Origin of the sequence: Intrasporangium zincisolvens, assembly GCF_034724055.1 — a bacterium.
GTDB lineage: Bacteria > Actinomycetota > Actinomycetes > Actinomycetales > Dermatophilaceae > Monashia > Monashia zincisolvens.
In genome coordinates, this window is the sequence record NZ_JAWIIL010000003.1 from 172539 (window position 1) to 195734 (window position 23196).

19 protein-coding genes are annotated in these 23196 nt (G+C 70.8%); 10 read left to right on the forward strand and 9 right to left on the reverse strand.

What is annotated here, in order from left to right; genetic code table 11:
• Nucleotides 1–129: 129 nt before the first annotated feature.
• The 5 genes from RY076_RS09335 (at nt 130) to RY076_RS09355 (ending at nt 7419) form a co-directional block, all read left to right on the forward strand.
• Nucleotides 130–1782, forward strand: a complete 1653-nt coding sequence (locus RY076_RS09335; protein ID WP_323097385.1) for an AMP-binding protein — start codon at nt 130–132, stop codon at nt 1780–1782.
• A gap of 149 nt (nt 1783–1931) precedes the next feature.
• On the forward strand, nt 1932–3854 hold the full coding sequence (locus tag RY076_RS09340) for a sunset domain-containing protein (RefSeq protein WP_323097386.1): 1923 nt from the start codon (nt 1932–1934) through the stop codon (nt 3852–3854).
• Nucleotides 3855–3987: 133 nt separating this feature from the next.
• Nucleotides 3988–5748 carry an arginine--tRNA ligase gene (gene argS / locus RY076_RS09345; RefSeq protein ID WP_323097387.1) on the forward strand — a complete coding sequence of 587 codons (1761 nt, stop codon included), beginning with the start codon at nt 3988–3990 and terminating at the stop codon, nt 5746–5748.
• A 127-nt stretch (nt 5749–5875) separates the two neighbouring features.
• On the forward strand, nt 5876–6637 hold the full coding sequence (locus RY076_RS09350; RefSeq protein ID WP_323097388.1) for a DUF4328 domain-containing protein: 762 nt from the start codon (nt 5876–5878) through the stop codon (nt 6635–6637).
• 71 nt (nt 6638–6708) lie between these two features.
• Nucleotides 6709–7419 carry a flavodoxin family protein gene (locus tag RY076_RS09355; protein WP_323097389.1) on the forward strand — a complete coding sequence of 237 codons (711 nt, stop codon included), beginning with the start codon at nt 6709–6711 and terminating at the stop codon, nt 7417–7419.
• An 8-nt stretch (nt 7420–7427) separates the two neighbouring features.
• Here the strand turns inward: RY076_RS09355 and xylB are convergent, their stop codons facing one another.
• The 5 genes from xylB to RY076_RS09380 form a co-directional block, all read right to left on the reverse strand.
• On the reverse strand, nt 7428–8894 hold the full coding sequence (gene xylB / locus RY076_RS09360) for a xylulokinase (RefSeq protein ID WP_323097390.1): 1467 nt from the start codon (nt 8892–8894) through the stop codon (nt 7428–7430).
• Entirely contained in the window at nt 8870–10381 is a 1512-nt protein-coding gene (locus RY076_RS09365) for a mannitol dehydrogenase family protein (protein WP_323097391.1), read from the reverse strand. Before RY076_RS09365 ends, xylB begins: the two co-directional genes overlap by 25 nt.
• On the reverse strand, nt 10378–11292 hold the full coding sequence (locus RY076_RS09370; protein ID WP_323097392.1) for a carbohydrate ABC transporter permease: 915 nt from the start codon (nt 11290–11292) through the stop codon (nt 10378–10380). The genes RY076_RS09365 and RY076_RS09370 overlap by 4 nt, the downstream gene beginning before the upstream one ends.
• A complete protein-coding gene (locus tag RY076_RS09375) occupies nt 11289–12170 on the reverse strand; it encodes a carbohydrate ABC transporter permease (protein WP_323098246.1) in 882 nt (293 codons plus the stop codon). Before RY076_RS09375 ends, RY076_RS09370 begins: the two co-directional genes overlap by 4 nt.
• 62 nt (nt 12171–12232) lie before the next feature.
• Entirely contained in the window at nt 12233–13549 is a 1317-nt protein-coding gene (locus RY076_RS09380) for an ABC transporter substrate-binding protein (protein WP_413785756.1), read from the reverse strand.
• 208 nt (nt 13550–13757) lie between these two features.
• On the opposite strand from RY076_RS09380, the gene RY076_RS09385 reads away from it, so the two are divergent.
• The 3 genes from RY076_RS09385 (at nt 13758) to pntB (ending at nt 17845) form a co-directional block, all read left to right on the forward strand.
• Nucleotides 13758–14711 (forward strand): sugar-binding transcriptional regulator, encoded by a 954-nt coding sequence (locus RY076_RS09385; protein WP_323097393.1) that lies wholly within the window; start codon nt 13758–13760, stop codon nt 14709–14711.
• 188 nt (nt 14712–14899) lie between these two features.
• Nucleotides 14900–16456 (forward strand): Re/Si-specific NAD(P)(+) transhydrogenase subunit alpha, encoded by a 1557-nt coding sequence (locus tag RY076_RS09390; protein WP_323097394.1) that lies wholly within the window; start codon nt 14900–14902, stop codon nt 16454–16456.
• Between the two features lie 6 nt (nt 16457–16462).
• On the forward strand, nt 16463–17845 hold the full coding sequence (pntB, locus tag RY076_RS09395; protein ID WP_323097395.1) for a Re/Si-specific NAD(P)(+) transhydrogenase subunit beta: 1383 nt from the start codon (nt 16463–16465) through the stop codon (nt 17843–17845).
• 285 nt (nt 17846–18130) lie between these two features.
• Here pntB and RY076_RS09400 read toward each other — a convergent pair whose 3' ends face one another.
• The 3 genes from RY076_RS09400 to RY076_RS09410 all read right to left on the reverse strand — a co-directional run bounded on the left by RY076_RS09400 (nt 18131) and on the right by RY076_RS09410 (nt 20835).
• Complete coding sequence (locus RY076_RS09400) at nt 18131–19618, reverse strand: amino acid permease (RefSeq protein WP_323097396.1); 1488 nt, start codon at nt 19616–19618, stop codon at nt 18131–18133.
• Between the two features lie 191 nt (nt 19619–19809).
• Entirely contained in the window at nt 19810–20640 is an 831-nt protein-coding gene (locus RY076_RS09405) for a PH domain-containing protein (protein ID WP_323097397.1), read from the reverse strand.
• Between the two features lie 24 nt (nt 20641–20664).
• The gene (locus RY076_RS09410) at nt 20665–20835 is read right to left on the reverse strand and encodes a hypothetical protein (RefSeq protein WP_323097398.1); all 171 of its coding nucleotides are present in this window, start codon (nt 20833–20835) and stop codon (nt 20665–20667) included.
• Nucleotides 20836–20977: 142 nt separating this feature from the next.
• On the opposite strand from RY076_RS09410, the gene RY076_RS09415 reads away from it, so the two are divergent.
• The gene (locus RY076_RS09415) at nt 20978–21964 is read left to right on the forward strand and encodes a small ribosomal subunit Rsm22 family protein (RefSeq protein ID WP_323097399.1); all 987 of its coding nucleotides are present in this window, start codon (nt 20978–20980) and stop codon (nt 21962–21964) included.
• Between the two features lie 58 nt (nt 21965–22022).
• Here RY076_RS09415 and upp read toward each other — a convergent pair whose 3' ends face one another.
• Complete coding sequence (gene upp / locus RY076_RS09420; protein ID WP_323097400.1) at nt 22023–22661, reverse strand: uracil phosphoribosyltransferase; 639 nt, start codon at nt 22659–22661, stop codon at nt 22023–22025.
• Nucleotides 22662–22678: 17 nt separating this feature from the next.
• Between upp and RY076_RS09425 the strand changes: the two genes are divergently transcribed.
• Nucleotides 22679–23185 (forward strand): nucleoside deaminase, encoded by a 507-nt coding sequence (locus tag RY076_RS09425; RefSeq protein ID WP_323097401.1) that lies wholly within the window; start codon nt 22679–22681, stop codon nt 23183–23185.
• The last annotated feature ends 11 nt before the right edge of the window (nt 23186–23196 follow it).

A 23196-nucleotide genomic window follows, 5' to 3' on the forward strand; every position in this document is an offset into this window, starting at 1 on the left:
CCGCCGCGAGCCGGCCGCGGTCCGCGGGCGTGACGAGGCCGACAGCCGGACGTGGACGAATCCCTTGCGCGGCGCCGGGCCCCGGGGTTGGGTGTGCTGAGGAACCGTCCACGACGTCCGGAGGCCCCGATGACCGCTGCGCAGACCGACTCGTCCACCGGGCTGGACCCCGCCCTGTCGCACACCCGCGGTGAGACCGAGCCCCCTCTCATCGAGCAGACGATCGGCGACAACTTCGACGCCACGGTCGCCCGCTTTCCCGACCGGGAGGCCCTCGTCGACGTCAACCAGGGCAAGCGGTGGACGTATGCCGAGCTGCAGCGCGACGTCGACCGGCTGGCCCGGGCCCTGCTCGCGGTCGGCGTGCGCACCGGCGACCGCGTCGGGATCTGGGCCCCGAACTGCTCGGAGTGGACGCTCGTGCAGTACGCGACGGCGAAGATGGGCGCGGTCCTCGTCAACATCAACCCGGCCTACCGTGCCCACGAGCTGCAGTACGTCCTCGGGCAGGCCGGCATCTCGACGCTCGTCGCGGCGGAGTCGTTCAGGACGAGCGACTACCGGGGCATGGTCGAGGAGGTCCGCGAGGAGGCGCCCGGCCTTCAGCGCGTGGTGTACATCGGCACGTCCGACTGGGACGAGCTCGTGGCGCGGGCCGGCGAGGTGTCGGCCGAGGAGCTGGCCCGGGTCCAGGGCGGCCTGAGCAATACCGACGCCATCAACATCCAGTACACCTCCGGCACCACGGGATTCCCCAAGGGCGCGACGCTCAGCCACCGCAACATCCTCAACAACGGCTACTTCGTCGGCGAGCTCTGCGACTACACCGAGGCCGACCGGGTCTGCATCCCGGTGCCCTTCTACCACTGCTTCGGCATGGTCATGGGCAACCTCGCCTGCACGACGCACGGGGCGTGCATGGTCATCCCGGCGCCCGGTTTCGACCCCGCTGCGACGCTGCGGGCGACGCAGGACGAGAAGGTCACCTCGCTGTATGGCGTACCGACGATGTTCATCGCCGAGTGGAACCTGCCCGACTTCGCCTCCTACGACCTCTCAAGCGTGCGCACCGGCATCATGGCCGGCTCGCCGTGCCCCGCCGAGCTGATGAAGAAGCTCATCGCCTCGGGGATCGAGGAGATGACGATCTGTTACGGCATGACCGAGACCTCCCCGGTGTCGACGCAGAACCGCACCGACGACACGTTCGAGCAGAAGGTCGGCACGGTCGGCCGGGTCGGGCCGCACCTGGAGATCAAGATCGTCGACCCGGTGTCGGGCGAGACGCTGCCGCGCGGGCAGGCCGGGGAGTTCCTGACCAAGGGCTACTCGGTGATGCTCGGGTACTGGGAGCAGCCCGACAAGACCGCCGAGGCGGTCGAGGACGGGTGGATGCACACCGGCGACATCGGCGTCATGCACGACGACGGCTACGTCGAGATCACCGGCCGGATCAAGGACATGGTGATCCGCGGTGGCGAGAACGTGTACCCGCGGGAGATCGAGGAGTTCCTCTACACCCACCCGGACATCCTCGACGCGCAGGTCATCGGGGTCCCGGACGAGAAGTACGGCGAGGAGCTGTGCGCCTGGATCCGGATGAAGGACGGCGCCACCCCGTTGACGGCCGAGTCGCTGCGCGAGTTCTGCGCCGGTCAGCTCGCGCACTACAAGATCCCGCGCTACGTCGAGATCGTCGAGGAGTTCCCGATGACGGTCACCGGCAAGATCCGCAAGGTCGAGATGCGCGAGGTGACGGCCAGGAAGCTCGGCCTCGGCTGAGCGCGGTGCGAGCCCTACGGGACGCGGAGCAGGCGTCGGATCGGGTGCGGATCGCGGAAAGGACGCGTGGCAGGGGCGCGAACCGGCTTGTGGCGCAGTAGGTTGCCGGTGGAGTGGTCGTCCTGGACCCGTGACCCGAGAGGGATGGAATGTCCGACACCAACAAGATGATCCTGTGGGTGGTCGTCGGCGTCGTCGTCGTCGCGTTGATCATCTGGTTCTTCGTCTCGGCGAGCCGGCGCAAGGAGATCGAGGCCCGTCGGGCCGAGGCCGACCGCATGCGGGCCAGCCTCGACGCCCGGCTCGCAGAGGTCCGGCAGCAGCAGGACCGCGCGTCCGTCACCGGCGAGATGGCCACCGAGGCGCGTGCCGAGGCCGAGGCCAAGGCCCGGGAGGCCCGGCACCTCGAGGAGCAGGCCGCCCAGGCGGCCGCCGTGGCCGAGCGTGCCCAGGCCCAGCACGACGAGCTCGCGCGTGAGGCCGACCGCATCGACCCGGACGTCCGGACCGACGAGGAGGAGGCCCCCGGTGCCGGAGCCGCGGTGGGCAGCGCCGCCTTCACCCAGGAGGAGGACGACGAGGACCTCGCCGATGCCGAGAACCCGTTCGGATACTCCACGGGTTCGGCTGACTCACAGACGAGTTCGCACGACCCGGACGACGTTTCACGCGCCGACGACGGCGGGCGCTGGGCACGGGCCACCGACGCCGCCTCGTCGACGACCGCGTCGCCCACCGAGCAGGCGGGCGAGCACACGTCGGACACCGGGTCGGGCACTGCGTCGGCCAGCGTGTCGGGCACCGCGTCGGACAGCGAGTCGGGCACCGGGTCGGGCACCGCGACGGGCACCGCGTCGGGCGATGACGCGTCGACGGACGCCGGAGTGGGTACAGGTGCAGTGCCGTCGTGGCACGACGACGCCGAGTCGGAGTCCGGCTCGACGCCGGCCGCCGCGGCCGACACCGACGAGGACGTCACGGGCTCGAGCAGCGCGGCCGCGGACGCCGCGTCCGACGATGCCGGGCAGCCCGGGGTCGTCGCCGAGCGCAACGGAGCCGACGACATGACTGACACGACCCAGCTTCACGAGGCGGCGGACGACGCCGACGCGACAAGCCCCACCGCTGCCACCGAGCGCACGGACGAGCGGACGTCCGGCGCCGAGGAGGGGGCGGCTGGGCTCTCGGGCGCAGCAGCCGGGGCGACCGCCGCCACGTCGGGTGAGCCCGTCGCGACGGGGGACGAGGAGCCCGAGCCGCGCGAGACGCCCGCCGAGGCGACCGCGTCGTCCGACGACACGGACACGACCGGCGTGACCTCCTCGACGGACTCGACGGACACCGTGCACTCGACGGACACCGCGCACTCGACCGACTCGACGGACTCGACCGCCTCGACCGCCTCGACCGAGGGCCACGCCTGGGAGCCGGAGGACGCCGCCGACGCCGACGAGGTCAGGGTGCCGGCGCTCGAGGACCGCGACGAGGTCGTCGCCGAGGGCGGTACTCCGTCCGATGACCCGGGTGACCACCGCGGCCAGCCGTGGGCGACGACGTCCGGCCAGCGTCCGCCGGAGCCCGAGGAGCCCGCCCACCCCGACGCCAGTGACGCCGCCCTCGGCGAGCGTGACGATCCCGCCAAGGCGCCCGAGGGCGAGCAGAGCGCGGCCGACGCCGCGCCGGCTGACGAGGCCCACGACACCCACGAGGCCCACGACGAGGCCCGCGACGAAACCGCCACCGCAGCCGTCGACGCGTCCGACGTCAGTGTGCACGACGCGTCCGGCGAGCCGGAGGTGTCCGCTGAGTCCGAGGCATCTGAGGCATCCGAGGCGGCGTCCGGGCGACGGGTCTCCGAGTACGACGAGGTCGTCGACGGCGGCTACGGCATGGGCTCGGCCGCGACGATCTCCGACGGCGCGCAGCCTCTCGGCCACGCCGTCAAGGGCGTCCGCGCCGGCCACCGCTTCGTCGCGCCCGGCGAGGACGGCTACGACGACGTCGAGCCCGACGTCTGGTTCTACGACGAGGACGCGGCGCGCCGCTCCGGCTTCTCCGGCCGCGGCGACTGATCCCGCAGCGACTCCACGACGGGGCCGGGCCGCCGCAGGGCGCCCCGGCCCCGTCGTCGTGCCGCACCCGCCTCGCCGTCCGGCCGGAAAACCCCGGCGAGGGCACCTCGCGTGCGCACCTAGACTGGCCCGCATGGTCTCCCCGCTCGTCGCGCTCACGCCGAAGGTCCAGTCCGCGATCGCCACAGCCCTCGGTGACGACTTCCGCGATGCCGACCCGGTGCTGCGTCCGTCGCAGTTCGCCGACGTGCAGGTCAACGCCGCGCTCGCCCTCGCCAAGAAGGTGGGCGCCCCGCCGCGTGACGTCGCGGCGAAGATCGTCGCGGCCCTCGACCTCGACGGCGTCTGCGACTCGGTCGAGGTCAGCGGCCCCGGCTTCATCAACCTCACGTTCTGCAGCGCCTGGATCGCCTCACTGCTCCAAGACGTCGACGCCGACGAGCGCTGCGGCGTGCCCCTGCAGGAGGCGCAGAACATCCCGATCGACTACTCCGCGCCGAACGTCGCCAAGGAGATGCACGTCGGTCACCTGCGCACCACGGTCGTCGGCGACAGCCTGGCCCGCACCCTCGAGCACCTGGGCCACCACGTCATCCGGCAGAACCACATCGGCGACTGGGGCACGCCCTTCGGCATGCTCATCGAGCACCTGCTCGAGGTGGGCGAGGGCTCTGACGAGGCCGGTGTGCTCGTCACCGACCCCAACGCCTTTTACCAGGCTGCCCGAGTCAAGTTCGACGCCGCCGAGAAGGCCGAACCCGCTGGCAGCGCAGGCGACTTCAACGTGCGCGCCCGGTCGCGCGTCGTGCTGCTGCAGGCCGGCGACACCGAGACGCTGCGGCTCTGGAACGAGCTCGTCGACCTCTCAAAGGTCTACTTCAACAAGCTCTACTCGACGCTCGGCGTCACGTTGACCGACCTCAACCTCGCCGGCGAGTCGACGTACAACGACGCCCTCCCCGGCATCTGCGAGGAGCTCGAGTCGCGGGGCATCGCCGAGATCTCCGACGGCGCCCTGTGCGTCTTCCTCGACGGCTACACCGGCCGCGAGGGCAAGCCGGTGCCGCTCATCATCCGCAAGTCCGACGGCGGGTACGGCTATGCCACAACGGATCTCGCGACGATCAAGTACCGCGTCCACGACCTCGACGCGCACCGGGTGCTCTACGTCATCGGCGCGCCGCAGGCGCTGCACCTCAACATGGTGTGGGACACCGCGCGCAAGGCCGGCTGGCTCCCGGACGACGTCACGCCCATCCACGTCCAGATCGGCAACGTGCTCGGCGAGGACCGCAAGATCCTCAAGACCCGCTCGGGCCAGCCGCTGCGGCTCATGGCGATGCTCGAGGAAGCCGTCGACAAGGCCGGTCAGGTGCTCGAGGAGGCGCGCCCCGACCTCGACGCGTCGACCCGCGCCACGATCGCCCGCCAGGTCGGCATCGGCGCGGTCAAGTACGCCGACCTGTCGGTGGCGCACGACAGCGAGTACGTCTTCGACCTCGACCGGATGGTCTCGCTCACCGGCAACACCGGCCCGTACCTGCAGTACGTCGTGGCCCGCATCCGCTCGATCTTCCGGCAGATCGGCACCGACCCGTCGGTGCAGCACGGCACGATCCTGCTCGGCGAGCCGCACGAGCGCGCCCTCGCCACGCACCTGCTCGGCTTCGGCGACGTCGTGGCCGAGGTCGGTGCGACGTACGAGCCGCACCGTCTCGCCGGCTACCTTTTCGAGCTGGCGCAGGCGTTCTCGGCGTTCTACGAGAACTGCCCCGTGCTCAAGGCCGACCTCGACGAGGTGCGCTCCTCGCGACTCACCCTGTGCGCGTTGGTGTTCCGTGTCATGACGACGGGCCTGGACGTGCTCGGCCTCGAGGCGCCCGAGCAGATGTGACGCGTCGCCGCTCGCCCCACCCCGTCCGGGGTCGGGGCGGGTGGCGCACCCTGTGGATGACGACGGACGCCGGTCGCGCGGCGTCACTAGCGTCGAGGGCACCAGTCCACAGGGGAAGGGACCACCGATGTCCGAGCAGACCGCGTTGCCCACCGTGCCACCGCCGCCCCCGGCCGGCTTGCCGGCACCCGAATCGGTACCCGCCGGGTACGCCGCTCCGTCGCCGACGGCCGTCCCCGGGCGCCCGTGGCGTGTCGAGACCGACCGGTGGGGCGTGGTCGCGGCAGCGTTGCTGCTGCTGCAGGTCCCGCTCCTCATCGCCCAGATCGTCACTGCGGGCTCGCTCCTCGACGCCTGGGAGGCGCAGGATGCCGCCGCGATCCAGGCCGCGAGCGAGCATCGTGCGGGCCTCGCCGTGGTCGGCTTCGTGGCGCTCGTCGTGTGCGCGGTCGTACTCGTCACGTGGCTGCACCGCGTGCGCACCTCCGACCGGTGCGAGGGGCTCGGGCTCGCGCTGGGGCCGCGGCTGGCGGTCTGGGGCTGGTTCATCCCGGTCGTGTCCGTCGTCCTCGGCCCGCTCGCCGTGCGTGACGTGTGCATCGGCGTCGATGCGGCCGCGGAGCGTGACCGGGGACGGCCGGTCCAGGGGGCCGACACGATGTCGGTGGCTCTCACGGTCTGGACGCTCGGATGGGTCGGCGCGCAGGTCGCCGACGTCCTGCAGCGCATCGGTGCGCCGGTGATCGCCGTGGCCGTCCCTGACCTCGTCGGCATCAGGGTCGCCACGTGGACCCACCACCTCGAGGTCGCCTCCACCGTCGGCTACGTCCTTGCGGCGCTCGCCCTCGTCGTGCTCATCCGCAGGGTCGGGCTCACGGTCCGCCGCTGAGGCGGCGGGTCCGGCTCACCGGGTGCTCGATTCGGCTGCCTCCGGCTCCGGCTCGGAGGAGAGTCGGGTGCATGAGCGATTGGGACTTCACCGGCCTCAAGGCCACCTACGTCAACTGCACGCTGAAGAAGAGCCCCGAGCCGAGCAACACCCAGGGCCTCGTCGACGCGAGCGCGGCGATCATGCGCGAGCACGGCGTCGACGTCGACGTCATCCGGTTCGTCGACCACGACGTCGCGACCGGCGTCTATCCCGACATGCGCGAGCACGGCTGGGAGAGCGACGCCTGGCCCGACCTCTACCCGGGCATCCTGGCGAGCCAGATCCTCGTCGTGGCCGGCCCGATCTGGCTCGGCGACAACTCGAGCATCACGAAGCAGCTCATCGAACGCATCTACTCGCTGTCCGGGATGCTCAACGACAAGGGCCAGTACCTGTTCTACGGGCGCGTGGCCGGGTGCCTCATCACCGGCAACGAGGACGGCATCAAGCACTGTGCCCAGAACATCCTCTACAGCCTCCAGCACGTCGGCTACACGATCCCGCCCAACGCCGACGCCGGCTGGATCGGCGAGGCGGGGCCGGGTCCGAGCTACCTCGACCCCGGCAGCGGCGGCCCCGACAACGACTTCACCAACCGCAACACGACCTTCATGACGTGGAACCTCATGCACCTGGCGCGGATGCTGACCGACGCGGGTGGCGTGCCGGGGTACGGCAACCAGCGGTCGGAGTGGAACTCCGGCGAGCACTTCGGCTGGCACAACCCCGAGTACCGCTGAGGCGTCGGTCAGCGGGTCGGCGACGGGCTGACCTGGCGGATGCCGTGTACCCGGTCGAGCAGGTCGGCGTACCGCCCGACGACGTCGGCCGACGCCCCCGTCGCGTCGTCGGGCACGTCGTACTCGGAGTCGATCCCGAGCCGCCACGTCGGCGGCTCGTCGGCGCCCGACAGCGCCCACGCCGCCTGGCGGGCGGCCCCGACGCCGACGTACTCGGCCGGCGACGGCACGACGACCGGGGCCCGGAACAGTCCCGGTGCGATCTCGCGGACGGCCCTCGAGGCAGACGCGCCGCCGATGAGCAGCACGCGACCGACGCGGACGCCGTTGTCGCGCAGGGCGTCGACGCCGGCGACGAGGTTGCAGAGCATCCCCTCCACCGTGGCGCGGGCCAGGTTCTCCGCCGTGGCGTTGGTCCGCGTCAGTCCGCTCAGCGTGCCGGTGGCGTCGGGGAGGTCGGGCGTGCGCTCCCCGTCGAGGTAGGGCAGCAGCGTCAGCCCGTCGGCCCCGGGGGTGGCGGCGAGGGCCAACCGGTCGAGCTCGGCGAGGTCGACACCGAGCATCGCTGCCGACGCCGTCAGCACGCGCGCCGCGTTGAGGGTGCACATGAGCGGCAGGTGGCGTCCGGTGGCGTCGGCGAAGCCGGCGATGGCGCCGGACTCGTCGCGGATCGCCGAGCCGTGGGGCGTGAAGACCGTGCCGCTCGTGCCGAGCGACACGACGACGTCGCCGGGCTCGAGCGTCAGGCCGAGGGCAGCGCCCATGTTGTCTCCGGTGCCGGCCGCGACGAGCATGCCCGACTCCGTGTGCCCGGCGGCCTCGGCCGGGGCGAGCACGTCAGGCACCTCGAGCCCGCGTCCGAAGGCCAGCTCGAGCAGGTCAGGTCGGTAGTCGCCCTTGGCAGCCGACCAGTAGCCCGTGCCCGACGCGTCGCCGCGGTCGGTGGTCCAGCGCCGAAAGCCGTTGCCCTGCTTGAGGATCCGCCCGGTGAGCCAGTCGTGCGGGAGGACGACTCGGGCGACGCGGGCGGCGTTCTCCGGCTCGTGCTGGGCCAGCCAGCGCAGCTTCGTCACGGTGAAGCTCGGTACGAGGACGAGGCCCACGGCGTCGACCCACGCCGAGGCGCCGCCGAGCTCGGTGGTGAGGTCGTGGGCGGCGCCGGCGCTGCGGGTGTCGTTCCACAGCAGCGCGTCGCGGACGACGGTGTCGGTGTCGTCCATGGCGACCATGCCGTGCTGCTGGCCGCCGACGGCGATGGCGGCGACGCCGTCGAGGATGCCGTCGCTCGCCTGCTCGAAGGCCTCCCACCACCGGTCGGGGTGCACCTCCGTGCCGTCGGGGTGCGGCGCCCGGGCCGTGCGCACGACGGCGCCGGTCTCGGCGTCGCAGACGACGATCTTCGTCGACTGCGTCGAGCTGTCGACGCCGGCGACGAGGGTCGGGGCGTCGGTCACGTGGTCACCCGGGTGCTCCATGACCGAAGCGTCTCCCGGGCGCCCTTGTCGTGCAAGGCCGCGAGCGCGTCCGTGAACACCGTGGTGAACCGCTCGTCCTCGGCGAGGCCGCCGAACAGGTCGCGGTCGCGCAGGAAAGCGAGAGGGTCCTCACCGTGCCGGGCCGCGGCCGCCATGACCCGGTCCCTGATGCGGTCGACCACGTCGATCGGCTCACCCGCCTCGTCGACGCCCTCGGCGTACCGCGCCCACGAGGCCACGACGAGGGCGGAGCGGTCGATCGGGCCGCCCGTCTCGAGGTTGCGGTTGATGACCGGCACGAGCCACTTCGGGATGCGGTCGGACGACTCGGCGCACAGCCGGGCCAGGGTGTCGCGCACCTCCGGGTTGGCGAACCGCTCGATGAGCTGGTGGCGGTAGGCGTCGAGGTCGACGCCGGGCACCTCGGGCAGCGTCGGGCTGCCCTCGTGCTCCATGTAGCCGAGGAGGAAGTCGACGAAGAGCGGGTCCTGGCACACCTCGTGCGCGTGCCGGTAGCCGGAGAGGTAGCCGAGGTAGCACAGCGCCTGGTGGCTCGCGTTGAGCAGGCGCAGCTTCATCAGCTCGTACGGCACGACGTCGTCGACGAGCTGCACGCCCGCGTCCTCGAACGGTGGCCGGCCGTCGGTGAAGTGGTTCTCGAGCACCCACTGGGTGAACGGCTCGCACACGACCGGCCAGCCGTCGGCGACGCCGTACTCGCTCGCCAGCCGGTCGATGTCGTCCTGGGTCGTCACCGGCGTGATGCGGTCGACCATGCAGTTGGGGAACTGCACGTGCTCGTCCATCCAGTCGGCGAGGTCGGGGTCCTTGAGCCGGGTGAACGCCGTCATCATCTTCCGCGCGACGTCGCCGTTGCCCGGCAGGTTGTCGCACGACATGACGGTGAACGGGGGCGTGCCGGCCGCGCGTCGGGCCGCGAGCCCGGCCACGACGAACCCGAACACGGTGCTCGGAGTCGCGCCCGGCTGGAGGTCGGCCCGGATCGAGGGGTCGGACGCGTCGAACTCGCCGGTGACCTGGTTGACGAGGTAGCCGCCCTCGGTGATCGTCAGGCTGACGACCCGCGTGGCGGGGTCGGCGAGCTTGTCGACGACGGCCTGCGGGTCCTCGGGCGCGAACAGCATCTCGACGATGCTGCCGACGACCCGGGGCTCGCGGCGCCCGTCCGGGTGCTTGACGACGAGCGTGTACAGGCCGTCCTGGGCGGTCAGCGTGTCGACGATCCGCCGGTCGTGGGGGAGTGCGCCGACGCCGCAGATGCCCCAGTCGAGCGCCTCGCCCTCGTTCATCAGCGCGTCGACGTACATCGCCTGGTGTGCGCGGTGGAAGCCGCCGACGCCGAAGTGGACGATGCCGGTGGTCACCGCGCTGCGGTCGTAGGTGGGCCGGGCGACCTGCGGGTCGAGGTCGTCCAGAGTGGGCGACGACAGGGGCGTGGCCGTCTGGTCGGTGGGGTCTGCGCTCATCGGACGGCGCCCATCGACAGGCCCTGCACGAGCTTGTCCTGCGCGGCGAACCCGGCGGCCAGCACCGGCAGCGACACGATGAACGAGGCCGCACAGACCTTCGCGAGGAAGAGGCCCTGGCTCGTGACGAACCCGGTGAGGAAGACCGGCGCCGTGCCGGCGACCGTACCCGTCAGCACCCGGGCGAGGAGCAGCTCGTTCCAGCTGAAGATGAAGCAGATCAGCGCAGCGGCAGCGATCCCGGGCATGACGACGGGCGCGATGACGTCGCGCAGCGTCCGGGTGAGGCTCGCGCCGTCGACCTGGGCGGCCTCGAGCATCTCGACCGGAACCTCCGCGAGGAAGGACCGGAGCATCCAGATCGCGATCGGCAGGTTCATAGCCGTGTAGAGGATGATCAGGTACCAGATGTTGTCGAGCAGGTGGACCTTCTGGGCGATGAGGTAGAGCGGCAGGATGCCGGCCACGATCGGCAGCATCTTCGTGGACAGGAAGAAGAACAGCACGTCGGTCCACTTGCGCACCGGGCGGATCGACAGTGCGTACGCCGCGGGGAACGCGAGGAGCAGCACGAGGACCGTCGACACGACGCTCGCCGTCAGCGAGTTGAGCAGCGCCGGCCACGGGCCCGCCGCGAAGAAGGTCTGGTAGCCCTCGAGGCTGAGCGGTGCGAAGACGCTCGGTGGGTTCGTCGCCGCGTCGGTCTCCTTGTGGAACGACGTCAGGATCATCCAGAGCACCGGCAGGGCGAAGAGGATGCCGATGACCCACGCGAGGAGGCCGAGGAGGGCCGCCTTCTTCGGAGGCTTGCGGTGGACGACGGGGGCCGGGGCCGACGAGCGGCGTTGCGGCGTCTCGGCCGAGGTGCCGGCCTCGGTGCCAGTCTGCGTGGTCTGGGAAGCGGCGCTCATCGGGACTCCTCCTTGAACAGGCTGAACACGGTGCGCAGGGCGAGCGTGGCGATGACGATCGTCGCGATCACCACGACGACGCCTGCGGCAGAGGCGCGCCCGTAGTCCTGGGCGGTGTAGAAGGTCTGGTAGATGAAGTAGGGCAGGTTCGCCGTGCCGAGGCCGCCGGACGTGATGGTGAAGACGGCGTCGAAGTTCGCCACGACGTAGATGGCGCCGAGCAGGGCGGACAGCTCGATGTACTGGCGCAGGTGCGGCAGCGTCATGTTGACGAAGATCTGCCAGCTGCTCGCGCCGTCGATGCGCGCGGCCTCGACGACGTCGAGCGGCCGGCTCTGCAGGCCCGCGAGGAGGATGAGCATCATGAACGGCGTCCACTGCCACACGAGCGAGGCGATGATCGCCCACAGCGGGTTGTTCGTGATCCAGTCGGGCTGGGGTGCGTCGGGGCCGAAGACCCACTTGAGCAGGCCGTTGAAGAGGCCGTACTCCGGGTTGTAGAGGGCGTGCTTCCAGAGCAGCGCCGCGGCCACCGGCACGATGAGGAACGGCACGATCATCAGCGTGCGCACGATGCTGCGGCCACGGAACTTGCGGTCGAGCAGCAGCGCGATGGCCAGGCCCAGCACGAGGCTGATCCCGACGACGCCGACGGTGAGCAGGACGGTGACGACGACGGCCTGGCGGGCGTTCTCGTCGGTGAAGACGCGCCTGTAGTTGTCGAAGCCGGCGAACCCGCGCTCGTCCGGGTAGTACGCGTTCCAGTTCATGAAGGAGATGACGAGGGTGCCGATGAACGGCAGCTGCGTCAGGACGATGACGAAGATCAGGGCCGGCAGCAACGGTGCGCGTCGGGCCCAGTCACCCGCCTTGGCCAGGGTTGTCGCCCGGCCGGTGTCGTCGACCGACGACCGGGTCTGCGGGGTCTGCGTGGCGGTACTCACTGGTTGGCCTCCCTCGACTGGTAGCGCTCGGCGACGTCCTGGGCGAGGCGCTGCCCCTTGTCCAGGGCCTCGTCGACGGTGGTCTTGCCGGCGATCGCCGAGCTGACGTCCTGACTGACCTGCGTCCCGAGATCGGGGAACTCGGGGATGTCGACGAACTGGATGCCGAGGGCGGGCCGCGGCTGGACACCGGGGTTGGCCGGGTCGGCGGACTCGATCGCGGCCTTCGTCGGCGCGGCGAACGCGCCGGCCTCCTGGAGGTAGGACGGGTTGTCGTACGTCGAGGCGCGCTTGCCCGCGGGCACCCGTGACCAGCCGAGCTTCTCGCCGACGAGCTGCTCGTACTCCTTGCTCGAGGCCCAGGAGACGAACTTCCAGGCGTTCTCCTGCTTCGTGCTCGCCGCCTGGATGCCCCACGACCACGCGTAGAGCCAGCCGGAGCTCTTCGTCTTGACGACGGGCGCGGGGGCGTAGCCGAGCTTGCCGCGGACGGGGGAGTCCTTGGCCTCGAGCGACCCGGCGGCCGACGTGGCGTCGTACCACATGGCCACCGAGCCCTGGGTGAGGTTGTTGAGGCACTCGGTGAAGCCGGCCTGCGGGGCGCCCTTCTCGCCGTGCTCGCGCACGAGGTTGACGTAGAAGTTCGTCGCCTCCTTGAACTCGGGGGCGTTGACCTTCGGTGTCCAGTCCTTCTCGAACCACGTGCCGCCGAAGGTGTTGACGAGCGTGGTCAGGGGGGCGAAGAGCTGGCCCCATCCGGGCTGGCCGCGCAGGCAGATGCCGGCCATGCCGGGCTCGGCGCCGTCGACCTTGGCCGCGATGTCGGCGACCTGCTGCCACGTCGGCTGCGCGGGCATCGTGATGCCCTTCTGCGCCAGCACGTCCTTGCGGTACATGAGGAAGGACGACTCGCCGTAGAAGGGCTCGCCGTAGACCTTGCCGTCGGACGACAGCGACACCTTCATCGGCCCCAGGATGTCGGCCTGGTCGAACGTCGGGTCCTTGGCGATGAAGCCGTCGAGGGGGCTGATCCACTTCGCCTTGGCGTAGATCGGGATCTCGAAGTTGCTGAGCGACGCGACGTCGTACTGGCCGGCCTGGCTCGAGAACTCCTGGCTGATCTTGTCGCGCACGTCGTTCTCGGGGAGCACCGTGAAGTTCACCTTGATGCCGGTCCTCGCGGTGAAGTTGTCGGCCGTCAGCTGCTGCAGGTCGACCATCTGCGGGTTGTTGACCATGAGGACGTTGATGGCGTCGTCGCCGCCGCCCTGGCCCACGGCGCCCCAGCCCGCGCACGCCGAAAGGCTCGCCACGAGTCCGGTCGTCAGGGCAGCGGCCGCGGCCGTCCGACTGCGGCGGCCTCTCCGGTGTCCGATCCGTTGCACGTCTCCTCCTTGAGTCCGCTCATTTGAGCGCTAGGCTGCACATATGAGTAAAGTGACTCAGGTCACGGGTGTCAACAGGTCGCCCGAAAACCGGGGTCCTGTCACGCCGGCTGCACGCAGGCGCAAGACTTCAGGCGTGAGGGAGACGGGGATGGAGCGACGCGGTCCGGCCGAGCTCGTGCTCGCGGCGGCGGTGGCCCGCCGTCACTACCTCGAGGGCCAGTCCAAGGTCGAGATCGCCGACGAGCTCGGTCTGAGCCGGTTCAAGGTGGCCCGGCTCATCGACTTCGCCCGCGAGGCCGGCATCGTGCGCATCGAGATCGTCGCCGACGGCGAGCTCGACCTCGACCGCTCCGCGCGCCTGCAGGAGCGTTTCGGGCTGCGTCACGCCGTCGTCGTCGACGGCTCGCGGATCGAGCCCGCAGCCCTCGCCGACCACCTCGGACGCGCCGCGGCCGGGCTGCTCACCGACGTCGTCCACACCGGGGACGTGCTCGGCCTGCCGTGGTCGCGGTCGGTCGATGTCATGACGCGGTCCCTGCGCGACCTGCCGGCCGTCGACGTCGTGCAGCTGAGCGGCGCGATGGAGGTCGAGGGCCACGACAGCAGCGCCGTCGACATCGTCCGCCGCGCCGCCCGCGCCACCGGTGGCGGGTCCTCGATCTTCTACGCGCCGCTGCTGCTCGACGACGCCGCCGGCGCGGCCACGCTGCGTCGCGAGCCGCAGGTGGCCCGCGTCCTCGCGCAGGCCTCCCGGGTCACCGTCGCCGTCATGGGCATCGGCGCCTGGGCGCCCGGCCTGTCGACGATCCACGACGCGGTCTCTCCCGCCGACCGTGAGGCGCTCGCCGGCCTCGGCGTCGTCGGCGAGATCGCCGGCGTCCTCTTCGACGCGTCGGGCACCGTCGTCGAGCCCCCGCTGTCCGAGCGTGTCGTGACGATCAGCCCCGACGCGCTGCGCGGCATCGGCGAGGTCGTCGCCATCGCGTCCGGCGCCGACAAGGGCGTGGCCGTGCGCGCCGCCCTCGCCGGTGGGCTCGTCAACGCCGTCGTCGCCGACGCCACCCTCGCCGACGCGCTCCTCGGCTGAGCGGTTCTCGCGCCGGCTGCGGCGTCGGGGCCACCCGTGTCGGCGGGGCCATCGGGACACGCCCACGATCAGAGACGGCCCGGCCGAACGGGTCGATCCGGTGTGTGATGTGACCGGCAGTCCCCCCGAGCGCGGTGGTCCGTGCTCTAGGTTCGGGAGCCAGTGCCGTCGTGAGCGAAGGAGCCAGCGTGCAGATCGGTGTACCCCGAGAGACGCGAGCCCGCGAGACGCGGGTCGCCGCCACGCCCAAGACCGTCGGACAGCTCGTCGGCCTCGGCTACGACGTCGTCGTCGAGCGAGGTGCGGGTGTGCTCGCGAGCTTCTCCGACGACGCGTACGCCGATGCCGGTGCCCGGATCGTCGACCGCGAGGAGGCTTGGGGCTCCGACGTCGTGCACCAGGTCAACGCGCCGGCCGACGCCGACATCTTCCTGCTGCGGCCCGGCGCCGTCCTCGTCTCGATCATGGCGCCCGCGCTGAGCCCCGAGCTGGTCGAGAAGCTGCGTGCCGCCCGCGTCACAGCCATGGCGATGGACGCCGTGCCACGCATCAGCCGGGCCCAGTCGCTCGACGTGCTCTCCTCGATGGCCAACATCGCCGGGTACCGGGCCGTCGTCGAGGCGGCCCACGAGTTCGGGTCGTTCTTCACCGGGCAGGTCACCGCCGCGGGCAAGGTGCCGCCGGCCAAGGTGCTGGTCGCCGGCGCCGGCGTCGCGGGTCTCGCCGCGATCGGCACGGCACGCTCGCTCGGCGCGATCGTGCGGGCCACCGACGCGCGCCCCGAGGTGGCCGAGCAGGTCGAGTCGATGGGGGCGGACTTCCTCGCCGTGCAGATGCCGGAGGTCGACGAGGACACCGCGTCCTCCGACGGCTACGCGAAGGAGATGGGCGAGGAGTACAACCGTCGGGCGGCCGAGCTCTACGCGGCGCAGGCCCCGGACGTCGACATCGTCGTCACCACGGCGCTGATCCCTGGTCGCCCCGCCCCGCGGCTCATCACGGCCGAGCTGGTCGCGACGATGAAGCCGGGGTCCGTGGTCGTCGACATGGCGGCGTCCAACGGCGGCAACGTCGAGGGGTCGGTCGCCGACGAGCTCGTCGTCACCGCCAACGGCGTCAAGATCATCGGCTACACCGACCTCGCAGCCCGGCTGCCCACGCAGGCCTCCCAGCTCTACGGCACCAACCTCGTCAACCTCATGAAGCTCCTGACGCCGGGCAAGGACGGCCAGGTCGTCCTCGACTTCGACGACGTCGTGCAGCGCAACATGACCGTCGCGCGCGACGGCGAGCTGCTCTGGCCCCCGCCCGCGATCCAGGTGAGCGCCGCGCCCGTGCCAGCTGCCGCGTCCGGCAAGCAGGTGGTGAAAGAGCCTGAGCCACCGAAGGACCCACGACGCAAGTACGTCGGGATGGCCATCGGGGCGGTGCTGTTCGCGCTCGTCGCGGCCTTCTCGCCGACCAGCTTCCTCGGGCACTTCACGGTGTTCGCCCTCGCCGTCGTCGTCGGCTACTACGTCATCGGGCACGTGCACCACGCGCTGCACACCCCGCTGATGTCGGTGACCAACGCGATCAGCGGCATCATCGTCGTCGGGGCGCTGATCCAGCTGGGACAGTGGCGAGCCGGGGCATCCGGAGTCATCGTCGTCCTGGCCTTCCTCGCCACGCTCATCGCGAGCATCAACATCTTCGGTGGGTTCCTCGTGACGCGCCGCATGCTGACGATGTTCCGGAAGGGCTGAGCACCAATGGATCTCGCACTCATCCAGGCCGCCTACATCGTCGCGGCGCTGCTGTTCATCCTGTCCCTCGCGGGGCTCTCGAAGCACGAGACCGCCAAGGACGGCAACATCCTCGGGATGGTCGGCATGGCGCTCGCGCTCGTCGCGACGCTGTGGCTCGCGCTGCGCGGGGCGCCGGCCGCCAACTGGCTGCTCATCGCCGTCGCCATGGCGATCGGTGCGGCCATCGGCATCTGGCGGGCGCGCCGCGTCGAGATGACCGGCATGCCCGAGCTCATCGCCATGCTCCACTCGTTCGTCGGTGCGGCCGCGGTGCTCGTCGGCATCAACACGTTCCTCGCCTCGGGGTCCTCGACCGCCGCTGACGGCGTGCACCTCGTCGAGATCTTCCTCGGCGTCTTCATCGGCGCGGTCACGTTCACCGGGTCGATCGTCGCGTTCCTCAAGCTGTCAGCGCGCATCTCGTCCAAGCCGCTGATGCTGCCGGCGCGGCACTGGCTCAACCTCGCCGCGCTCGTCGTGTCGGCGGGGCTGCTCGTGTGGTTCGTCGCGTCGCACTCGATCGTGCCGCTCCTCGTCATGACCGCCATCGCGCTGGCGTTCGGCTGGCACCTCGTGGCCTCCATCGGTGGCGGCGACATGCCGGTGGTCGTGTCGATGCTCAACAGCTACTCGGGCTGGGCCGCAGCGGCCGCGGGCTTCATGCTCGGCAACGACCTGCTCATCGTCACCGGTGCCCTCGTCGGCTCCTCGGGTGCGTACCTGTCGTACATCATGTGCACCGCGATGAACCGCTCTTTCGTGTCGGTCATCGCCGGAGGCTTCGGCTCCGACGGCGCGGTGACGAGCGGCGACGTCGACTACGGCGACCACCGCGAGACGAACGCCGAGGAGGTCGCCGACCTGCTGACCCACGCGTCGTCGGTCGTGATCACCCCCGGCTACGGCATGGCGGTGGCGCAGGCGCAGTACCCGGTCGCCGACCTCACCGCGAAGCTGCGCGAGCGGGGCGTCGACGTGCGCTTCGGCATCCACCCGGTCGCCGGACGCCTGCCGGGCCACATGAACGTCCTGCTCGCCGAGGCGAAGGTGCCCTACGACATCGTCCTGGAGATGGACGAGATCAACGACGACTTCCCCGAGACCGACGTCGTGCTCGTCATCGGCGCCAACGACACGGTCAACCCGTCCGCGGCCGAGGACCCTGGCTCGCCGATCGCCGGCATGCCGGTGCTGCAGGTGTGGAACGCCAAGGACGTCGTCGTGTTCAAGCGCTCGATGAACGCCGGGTACGCCGGCGTGCAGAACCCGCTCTTCTTCCGCGACAACAGCGCCATGCTCTTCGGCGACGCCAAGGAGCGCGTCGAGGACATCATCAAGGCCCTCTGACCCCACCCACGGGGATCCTCGGTCCCTGCGCTCGAGTGAGCCGCAAGAGCAACGACGCCTGGACCTACTCACTCTGCTCTGCGTCGAGTGAGCACGTCGTCACTCTGGTCGCACGCGTGTGACGGGTGGGACGGAGTGCTCACTCGATGCGCGGTGGTGGGGGCGGGTCCGGTCGCACCATCTGTTGGCGAGTGCTCCGAAACCGAACGACTCCCACGGCGTGCCGTGGGAGTCGTTCGGTGGGTTGGGAGTCGGCCGAGGCGTTGACGGCCCCGGTCTGACGCGTCAGGCGTTGGCGGGGACCTTGGTGCCCTCTTCGTACTCACCCGTTGCGAGCCGGCTGTGGCTGCGCGAGTACCAGAAGTAGATGCCGAAGCCCACGGCCATCCAGACGAGGAACCGGAGCCACGTCACGAGCGACAGGTTGAGCACGAGGTAGAAGCAGGCCGCGGCGGAGATCCACGGCACCACCGGGTTGCCCGGCACCTTGAAGGACCGCTTGAGGTCGGGGCGACGCTTGCGCAGGATCGGGATGGCGATCGAGACGAGCATGAACGCCGTCAGCGTGCCGATGTTGACCATCTCCTCGAGCTGGCCCAGCGGCATCAGCGACGCGATGGCGGCGACCGCGGTGCCGATGATGAGCGTCAGGCGCACCGGCGTGCCGGTGCGCTCGCTCGTGCGGCCGAGCCCGGGCGGGATGAGGCGGTCGCGGCTCATCGCGAACGTCACGCGGGTGGCGCCGATCATCAGGGTCATGACGACGGTCGTGAGCCCGGCCACGGCGCCCGCCGAGATGAGCGTCGCGTAGCCCTCCTTGCCGACGGCGGAGAACGCGGAGGCCAGGGCGGCGTCTGGGTCGATCTTGTCGTACTTGACCATGCCGGTGATGACGAGCGAGACAGCCATGTAGAGGATCGTGCAGATGACGAGCGAGCCGATGATGCCGCGCGGCAGGTCGCGCTGCGGGTTCTTGGCCTCCTCGGCGGTCGTCGCCACGACGTCGAAGCCGATGTAGGCGAAGAAGACGACCGCCGCACCCGCCATGATGCCGAGCACGCCGAAGGTGACCGGCTGCATTCCCGTCACCCACTGGAGGAGGGGCTGCTCGAGCCCGCTCTTCGACGAGCCCGGCTGCGACGGTGGGATGAACGGTGACCAGTTGGCGCGGTTGATGAACCCGATGCCCGCGATGATGACGAAGAGCACGATGAACAGCTTGACGGCGACGAGGACGAGGTTGACCCGCAGCGACTCCTTGATGCCGACCGCGATGAGGACGGTGAGCAGGGCGACAAGCAGGAAGGCCGGCAGGTCGAAGTGCGATCCCGGCGCCACGGCATCCGGCCAGCCGATGCCCAGCTGTTCCAGCAGCTTGACGAAGTAGGTCGACCACCCCTGGGCCACCACACTGGCGCCGAGCATGAGCTCGAGGAGCAGGTCCCAGCCGATGATCCACGCGACGATCTCGCCGAGCGTCGCGTAGGAGAACGTGTACGCCGAGCCGGAGATCGGCACCGTCGAGGCGAACTCGGCGTAGCAGAGAGCGGCGAGCCCACAGACGATCGCGCCGATGACGAAGGACAGCGAGATCGAGGGGCCGGCGTACTCCTTGGCTGCCTTGCCGGTCAGCGTGAAGATACCGGCGCCGATGATGACGCCGATGCCGAAGACCGTGAGGTCGAGGGCGGTCAGGCGCTTCTTCAGGTGGTGCTCGGCCTCGTCGGCCGCGGCCATCGTGGACTCGATCGACTTGGTGCGGAAGATGCTCATGTGGGCCTCCCGGGCTGGAGTGCGTTCGTCAGCATCTGCCCAAGGTAGACCTCATGGGTGCCCACGGCGAGCCCTGCTGTGCGGGAGTCCAACCCGCGATCCGAGGCGTCGGAAGGCCGTGTTCGCGGTGTAGTGCGGACGGGTATGTGACAGGTTTCCGCGACGCGCTGACGGTCCGTCGGGCGCAGCCCTCAGGCGTCGCGTGAGCCGTTGTCGCCGACCGGCCAGATGGGTCCGGTGTCGGCGCCGCGACGGCGTTGCTTCAGGTCGTTGCTCTCGTAGACCGTCTCGGGCCGCGGGCCCCGCTGCACCGGGACGGCGCGCGAGTAGGAGTCGAGCCGCTCCTGGATCGGGTTGTGCGTGCGGTGGACGTCGGGGTAGGTCCCCGACTCGCTGGGGCTGATGGGGCTCGAGGGCGACGTCGGGCCACCGGGACCTCCGGGGCCGCCGGGACCCCGGGGGCCGTCGTCGGGGAAGTCGGGCATCTCGACGTAGTCCTCGTCGCCGGGCGGCGGGGTGATGTGGAAGATCTCGGCGCAGATGATGCGGTAGGTGCGGTCAGGGTCGGGCACCCACTTGACCTCGCGCAGGGCCTGGTCCTGGCCGGCGCTCTCGAGGACGAACTTGCCGAATCCGAGGAGCCGGCCCGGCGGCGTGCGCACGTAGCTCATGTCGGTGACCTTGAGCAGGGGCATCATCGCGACCTTCTTCGTGATGATCCCGTAGCGCAGCAGCAGCCGCTTGTCCGTGGCGAGGAACCAGTGGTTGCCGTAGTCGAAGAGGATCCACAGCAGTCGCAGCAGGACCGCGATGAAGACCCACCAGAAGATGGTGCCGAACGCCTGCGTCTGGCGGGTGACGTTGGAGTCGATCCAGATCGCGAGGGCGAGGGCCGCCACCGTGGAGGCGACGGGCTCGATGAGCACCGCCCAGTGGGAGTGCACTGCGACGACGAGCTTCTCGCCGGGCAGCAGGACCCGGTCGAGCCCCTTGGGGGTGTCGCGCGTCAGTCGCAGCTGCACGGTGTCCTCCTCACCCGGTTCGGGTCACCGGTTCAGGAGCGAGTTGAAGAACGCGAGGATCGCGTTGAAGCCGTCGACGATGACGCCCCAGATGCTGCTGACGATGTCGGCGGCCTTCGTCGGCGACGTGAAGATGGCGTAGACGAAGAACGCCAGCACGACGATCAGGATGACTTTCTTGGCCTTGGGGCCCATCGTGTGTCGCTCCTTGGAGGGTTGGCCGTGGCTGCCCTGACAGTCACAACGGCACAGGAATGGAACCAGTGTGCCGCAAGTGGTTGCTGTGGCGAGCCACCGGAGCCCGCGTGTTGGGCGCGGGCGTCGATATCCTCGGCGGGTGCCGCGCCCGACCCCGACGTTCGCCGACGAGCTGCGAGACGCCCTGACGCGGGCGGTCCGAGGCGTCGACGAGCGGCAGCTCGCGCGCGCCACCGAGGCGCTCGTGGAACGCTACCGCGCCGTGGCCCCTGCCGGCGCGCCGATCCTCGCCTCGGCGGTCCACGTCCTCGCCTACGCGGCCTACCGGATGCCGGCCACGCACGCCGCCCTGGCGCGGCTTCTCGCCGAGGTGGCGGCCTCGGGTTTCGCGCCGACCACCCAGCTCGACCTCGGCGGCGGCACGGGGGCGGCGGCATGGGCCGCCGCGGCGGCCTTCCCGACGCTCGAGCGCATCACCGTGCTCGACCAGGTGGACGAGGCGCTGCGGCTGGGCCGCACGCTGGCGGCCGACGCGTCAGCAGCGTCGCTCCGGTCCGCGCGGTTCGACCGTGCCGTGGCCGGGCGCTGGCCCGACGAGCGCGTCGACCTGGTCACCGTCTCGTACGTGCTGAGCGAGCTCGACGCGTCGCAGCAGGGGGCGCTCGTCGCCGACGCCATGGCGCGTGGTCGTGTCGTCGTCGTGGCCGAGCCCGGGACGCCGGACGGCTATGCCCGTGTGCTGCAGGTGCGCGACGCCTTCCGGGACGCGGGCTGGACCCTGCTCGGCCCCTGCCCCCATGCCGCGGACTGCCCTCTGGTGCAGCCGGACTGGTGTCATTTCTCCGCGCGCGTCAACCGCTCGGCCGAGCACCGGCGCCTCAAGGGTGCTGAGCTGTCCTACGAGGACGAGAAGTTCTCGTGGGTGGCCGCAGCCGCTCCGGGCGTCGTTGCCACACAGCCTGACTCGCCTCGCATCCTGCGGCATCCCTTGAAACGCAAGGGCTTCGTCGAGTTCCAGGCCTGTCGACCCGACGGCTCTGCCGGACGGGAGGTCGTGTCGAAGAAGAGCGGGGACCGCTACCGCGCGGCGCGGGACGCCGAGTGGGGCGACCCGCTGCCGCGCTGAGGCGTCGGGAGGCGTCGGGAGGCGTCGGGGCGCTTCGGAAACGCGCCCGACGCGTCGGTCAGACGACGCCGTAGAGGCGGTCTCCGGCGTCACCGAGGCCCGGGACGATGTAGCCCTTCTCGTTGAGCCTCTCGTCGATGGTGCCGAGGACGACCTTGACCGGGACGCCGAGCGTCGCGGTCTCCTGGCGCAGGTGGTCGACGCCCTCGGGGGCCGCGAGAAGGCACACGGCGGTGATGTCGTCGGCGCCGCGCTGGACGAGGTACTTGATGGCGTCGGCCATCGACCCACCGGTGGCGAGCATCGGGTCGAGGACGAAGACCTGACGGCCGGTGAGGTCGTCGGGCAGGCGGTTGGCGTAGGTGACCGGCTCGAGGGTCTCCTCGTTGCGCTGCATGCCGAGGAAGCCGACCTCGGCGCTGGGCAGCAGCGCCACCATGCCCTCCAGCATGCCGAGGCCCGCCCGGAGGATCGGGACGATGAGCGGCTTGGGGTTGGACAGCTTGATGCCCGTCGTCGCCGCCACCGGCGTCTCGATCTCGAACGGCTCGACGCGGACGTCGCGGGTGGCCTCGTAGGCGAGCAGCGTCATGAGCTCCTCGGCGAGGCGGCGGAACGTCGGGGAGTCGGTCCGCTTGTCGCGCAGATAGGTGAGCTTGTGGGCGATGAGCGGGTGGTCTGCGACGTGGACGTCCATGGGTGGAAACTTATCGCGTGGCCAAGCGATCCGAGACCCCCGCCGGCGAGGCCGTTGCCTCGACCGCCGACACGTACGACGCCTGGGTGGGGGAGGCGCTCGAGCTGGCGGCCGCCACCGCGTCCTCCGAGGACGTGCCGGTGGGCGCGATCGTCGTCGACGAGGAGGGTGCCGTCATCGGGCGCGGGCGCAACGTCCGCGAGGCCACCGGCGACCCGACGGGCCACGCCGAGGTCGTCGCCCTGCGTGAGGCGGCGGCGTCGCGCGGCACCTGGCGGCTCGACGGCTGCACGCTCGTCGTGACCCTCGAACCGTGCGTCATGTGTGCCGGTGCGGCGATCCAGGCGCGGGTCGAGCGCGTCGTTTTCGGTGCCTGGGACCCCAAGGCGGGCGCGTGCGGGTCGGTCTGGGACCTGACGCGCGACCCCCTCGCCACGCACAACGTCGACGTCGTCGGAGGCGTCCGCGCGGGCGCGTCGGCCGAGCTCCTCGTCGATTTCTTCGAGGGCCGCAGGCTCGGGTAAGGTCTCCTCTC

What these genes read in the sequence shown, in the direction of transcription:
- RY076_RS09335 (WP_323097385.1), top strand. Translation starts at nt 130, where the DNA reads ATGACCGCTGCGCAGACCGACTCGTCCACCGGGCTGGACCCCGCCCTG.
- RY076_RS09340 (WP_323097386.1), top strand. Translation starts at nt 1,932, where the DNA reads ATGTCCGACACCAACAAGATGATCCTGTGGGTGGTCGTCGGCGTCGTC.
- argS (WP_323097387.1), top strand. Translation starts at nt 3,988, where the DNA reads ATGGTCTCCCCGCTCGTCGCGCTCACGCCGAAGGTCCAGTCCGCGATC.
- RY076_RS09350 (WP_323097388.1), top strand. Translation starts at nt 5,876, where the DNA reads ATGTCCGAGCAGACCGCGTTGCCCACCGTGCCACCGCCGCCCCCGGCC.
- RY076_RS09355 (WP_323097389.1), top strand. Translation starts at nt 6,709, where the DNA reads ATGAGCGATTGGGACTTCACCGGCCTCAAGGCCACCTACGTCAACTGC.
- xylB (WP_323097390.1), bottom strand. Translation starts at nt 8,894, where the DNA reads ATGGAGCACCCGGGTGACCACGTGACCGACGCCCCGACCCTCGTCGCC.
- RY076_RS09365 (WP_323097391.1), bottom strand. Translation starts at nt 10,381, where the DNA reads ATGAGCGCAGACCCCACCGACCAGACGGCCACGCCCCTGTCGTCGCCC.
- RY076_RS09370 (WP_323097392.1), bottom strand. Translation starts at nt 11,292, where the DNA reads ATGAGCGCCGCTTCCCAGACCACGCAGACTGGCACCGAGGCCGGCACC.
- pntB (WP_323097395.1), top strand. Translation starts at nt 16,463, where the DNA reads ATGGATCTCGCACTCATCCAGGCCGCCTACATCGTCGCGGCGCTGCTG.
- RY076_RS09400 (WP_323097396.1), bottom strand. Translation starts at nt 19,618, where the DNA reads ATGAGCATCTTCCGCACCAAGTCGATCGAGTCCACGATGGCCGCGGCC.
- RY076_RS09410 (WP_323097398.1), bottom strand. Translation starts at nt 20,835, where the DNA reads ATGGGCCCCAAGGCCAAGAAAGTCATCCTGATCGTCGTGCTGGCGTTC.
- upp (WP_323097400.1), bottom strand. Translation starts at nt 22,661, where the DNA reads ATGGACGTCCACGTCGCAGACCACCCGCTCATCGCCCACAAGCTCACC.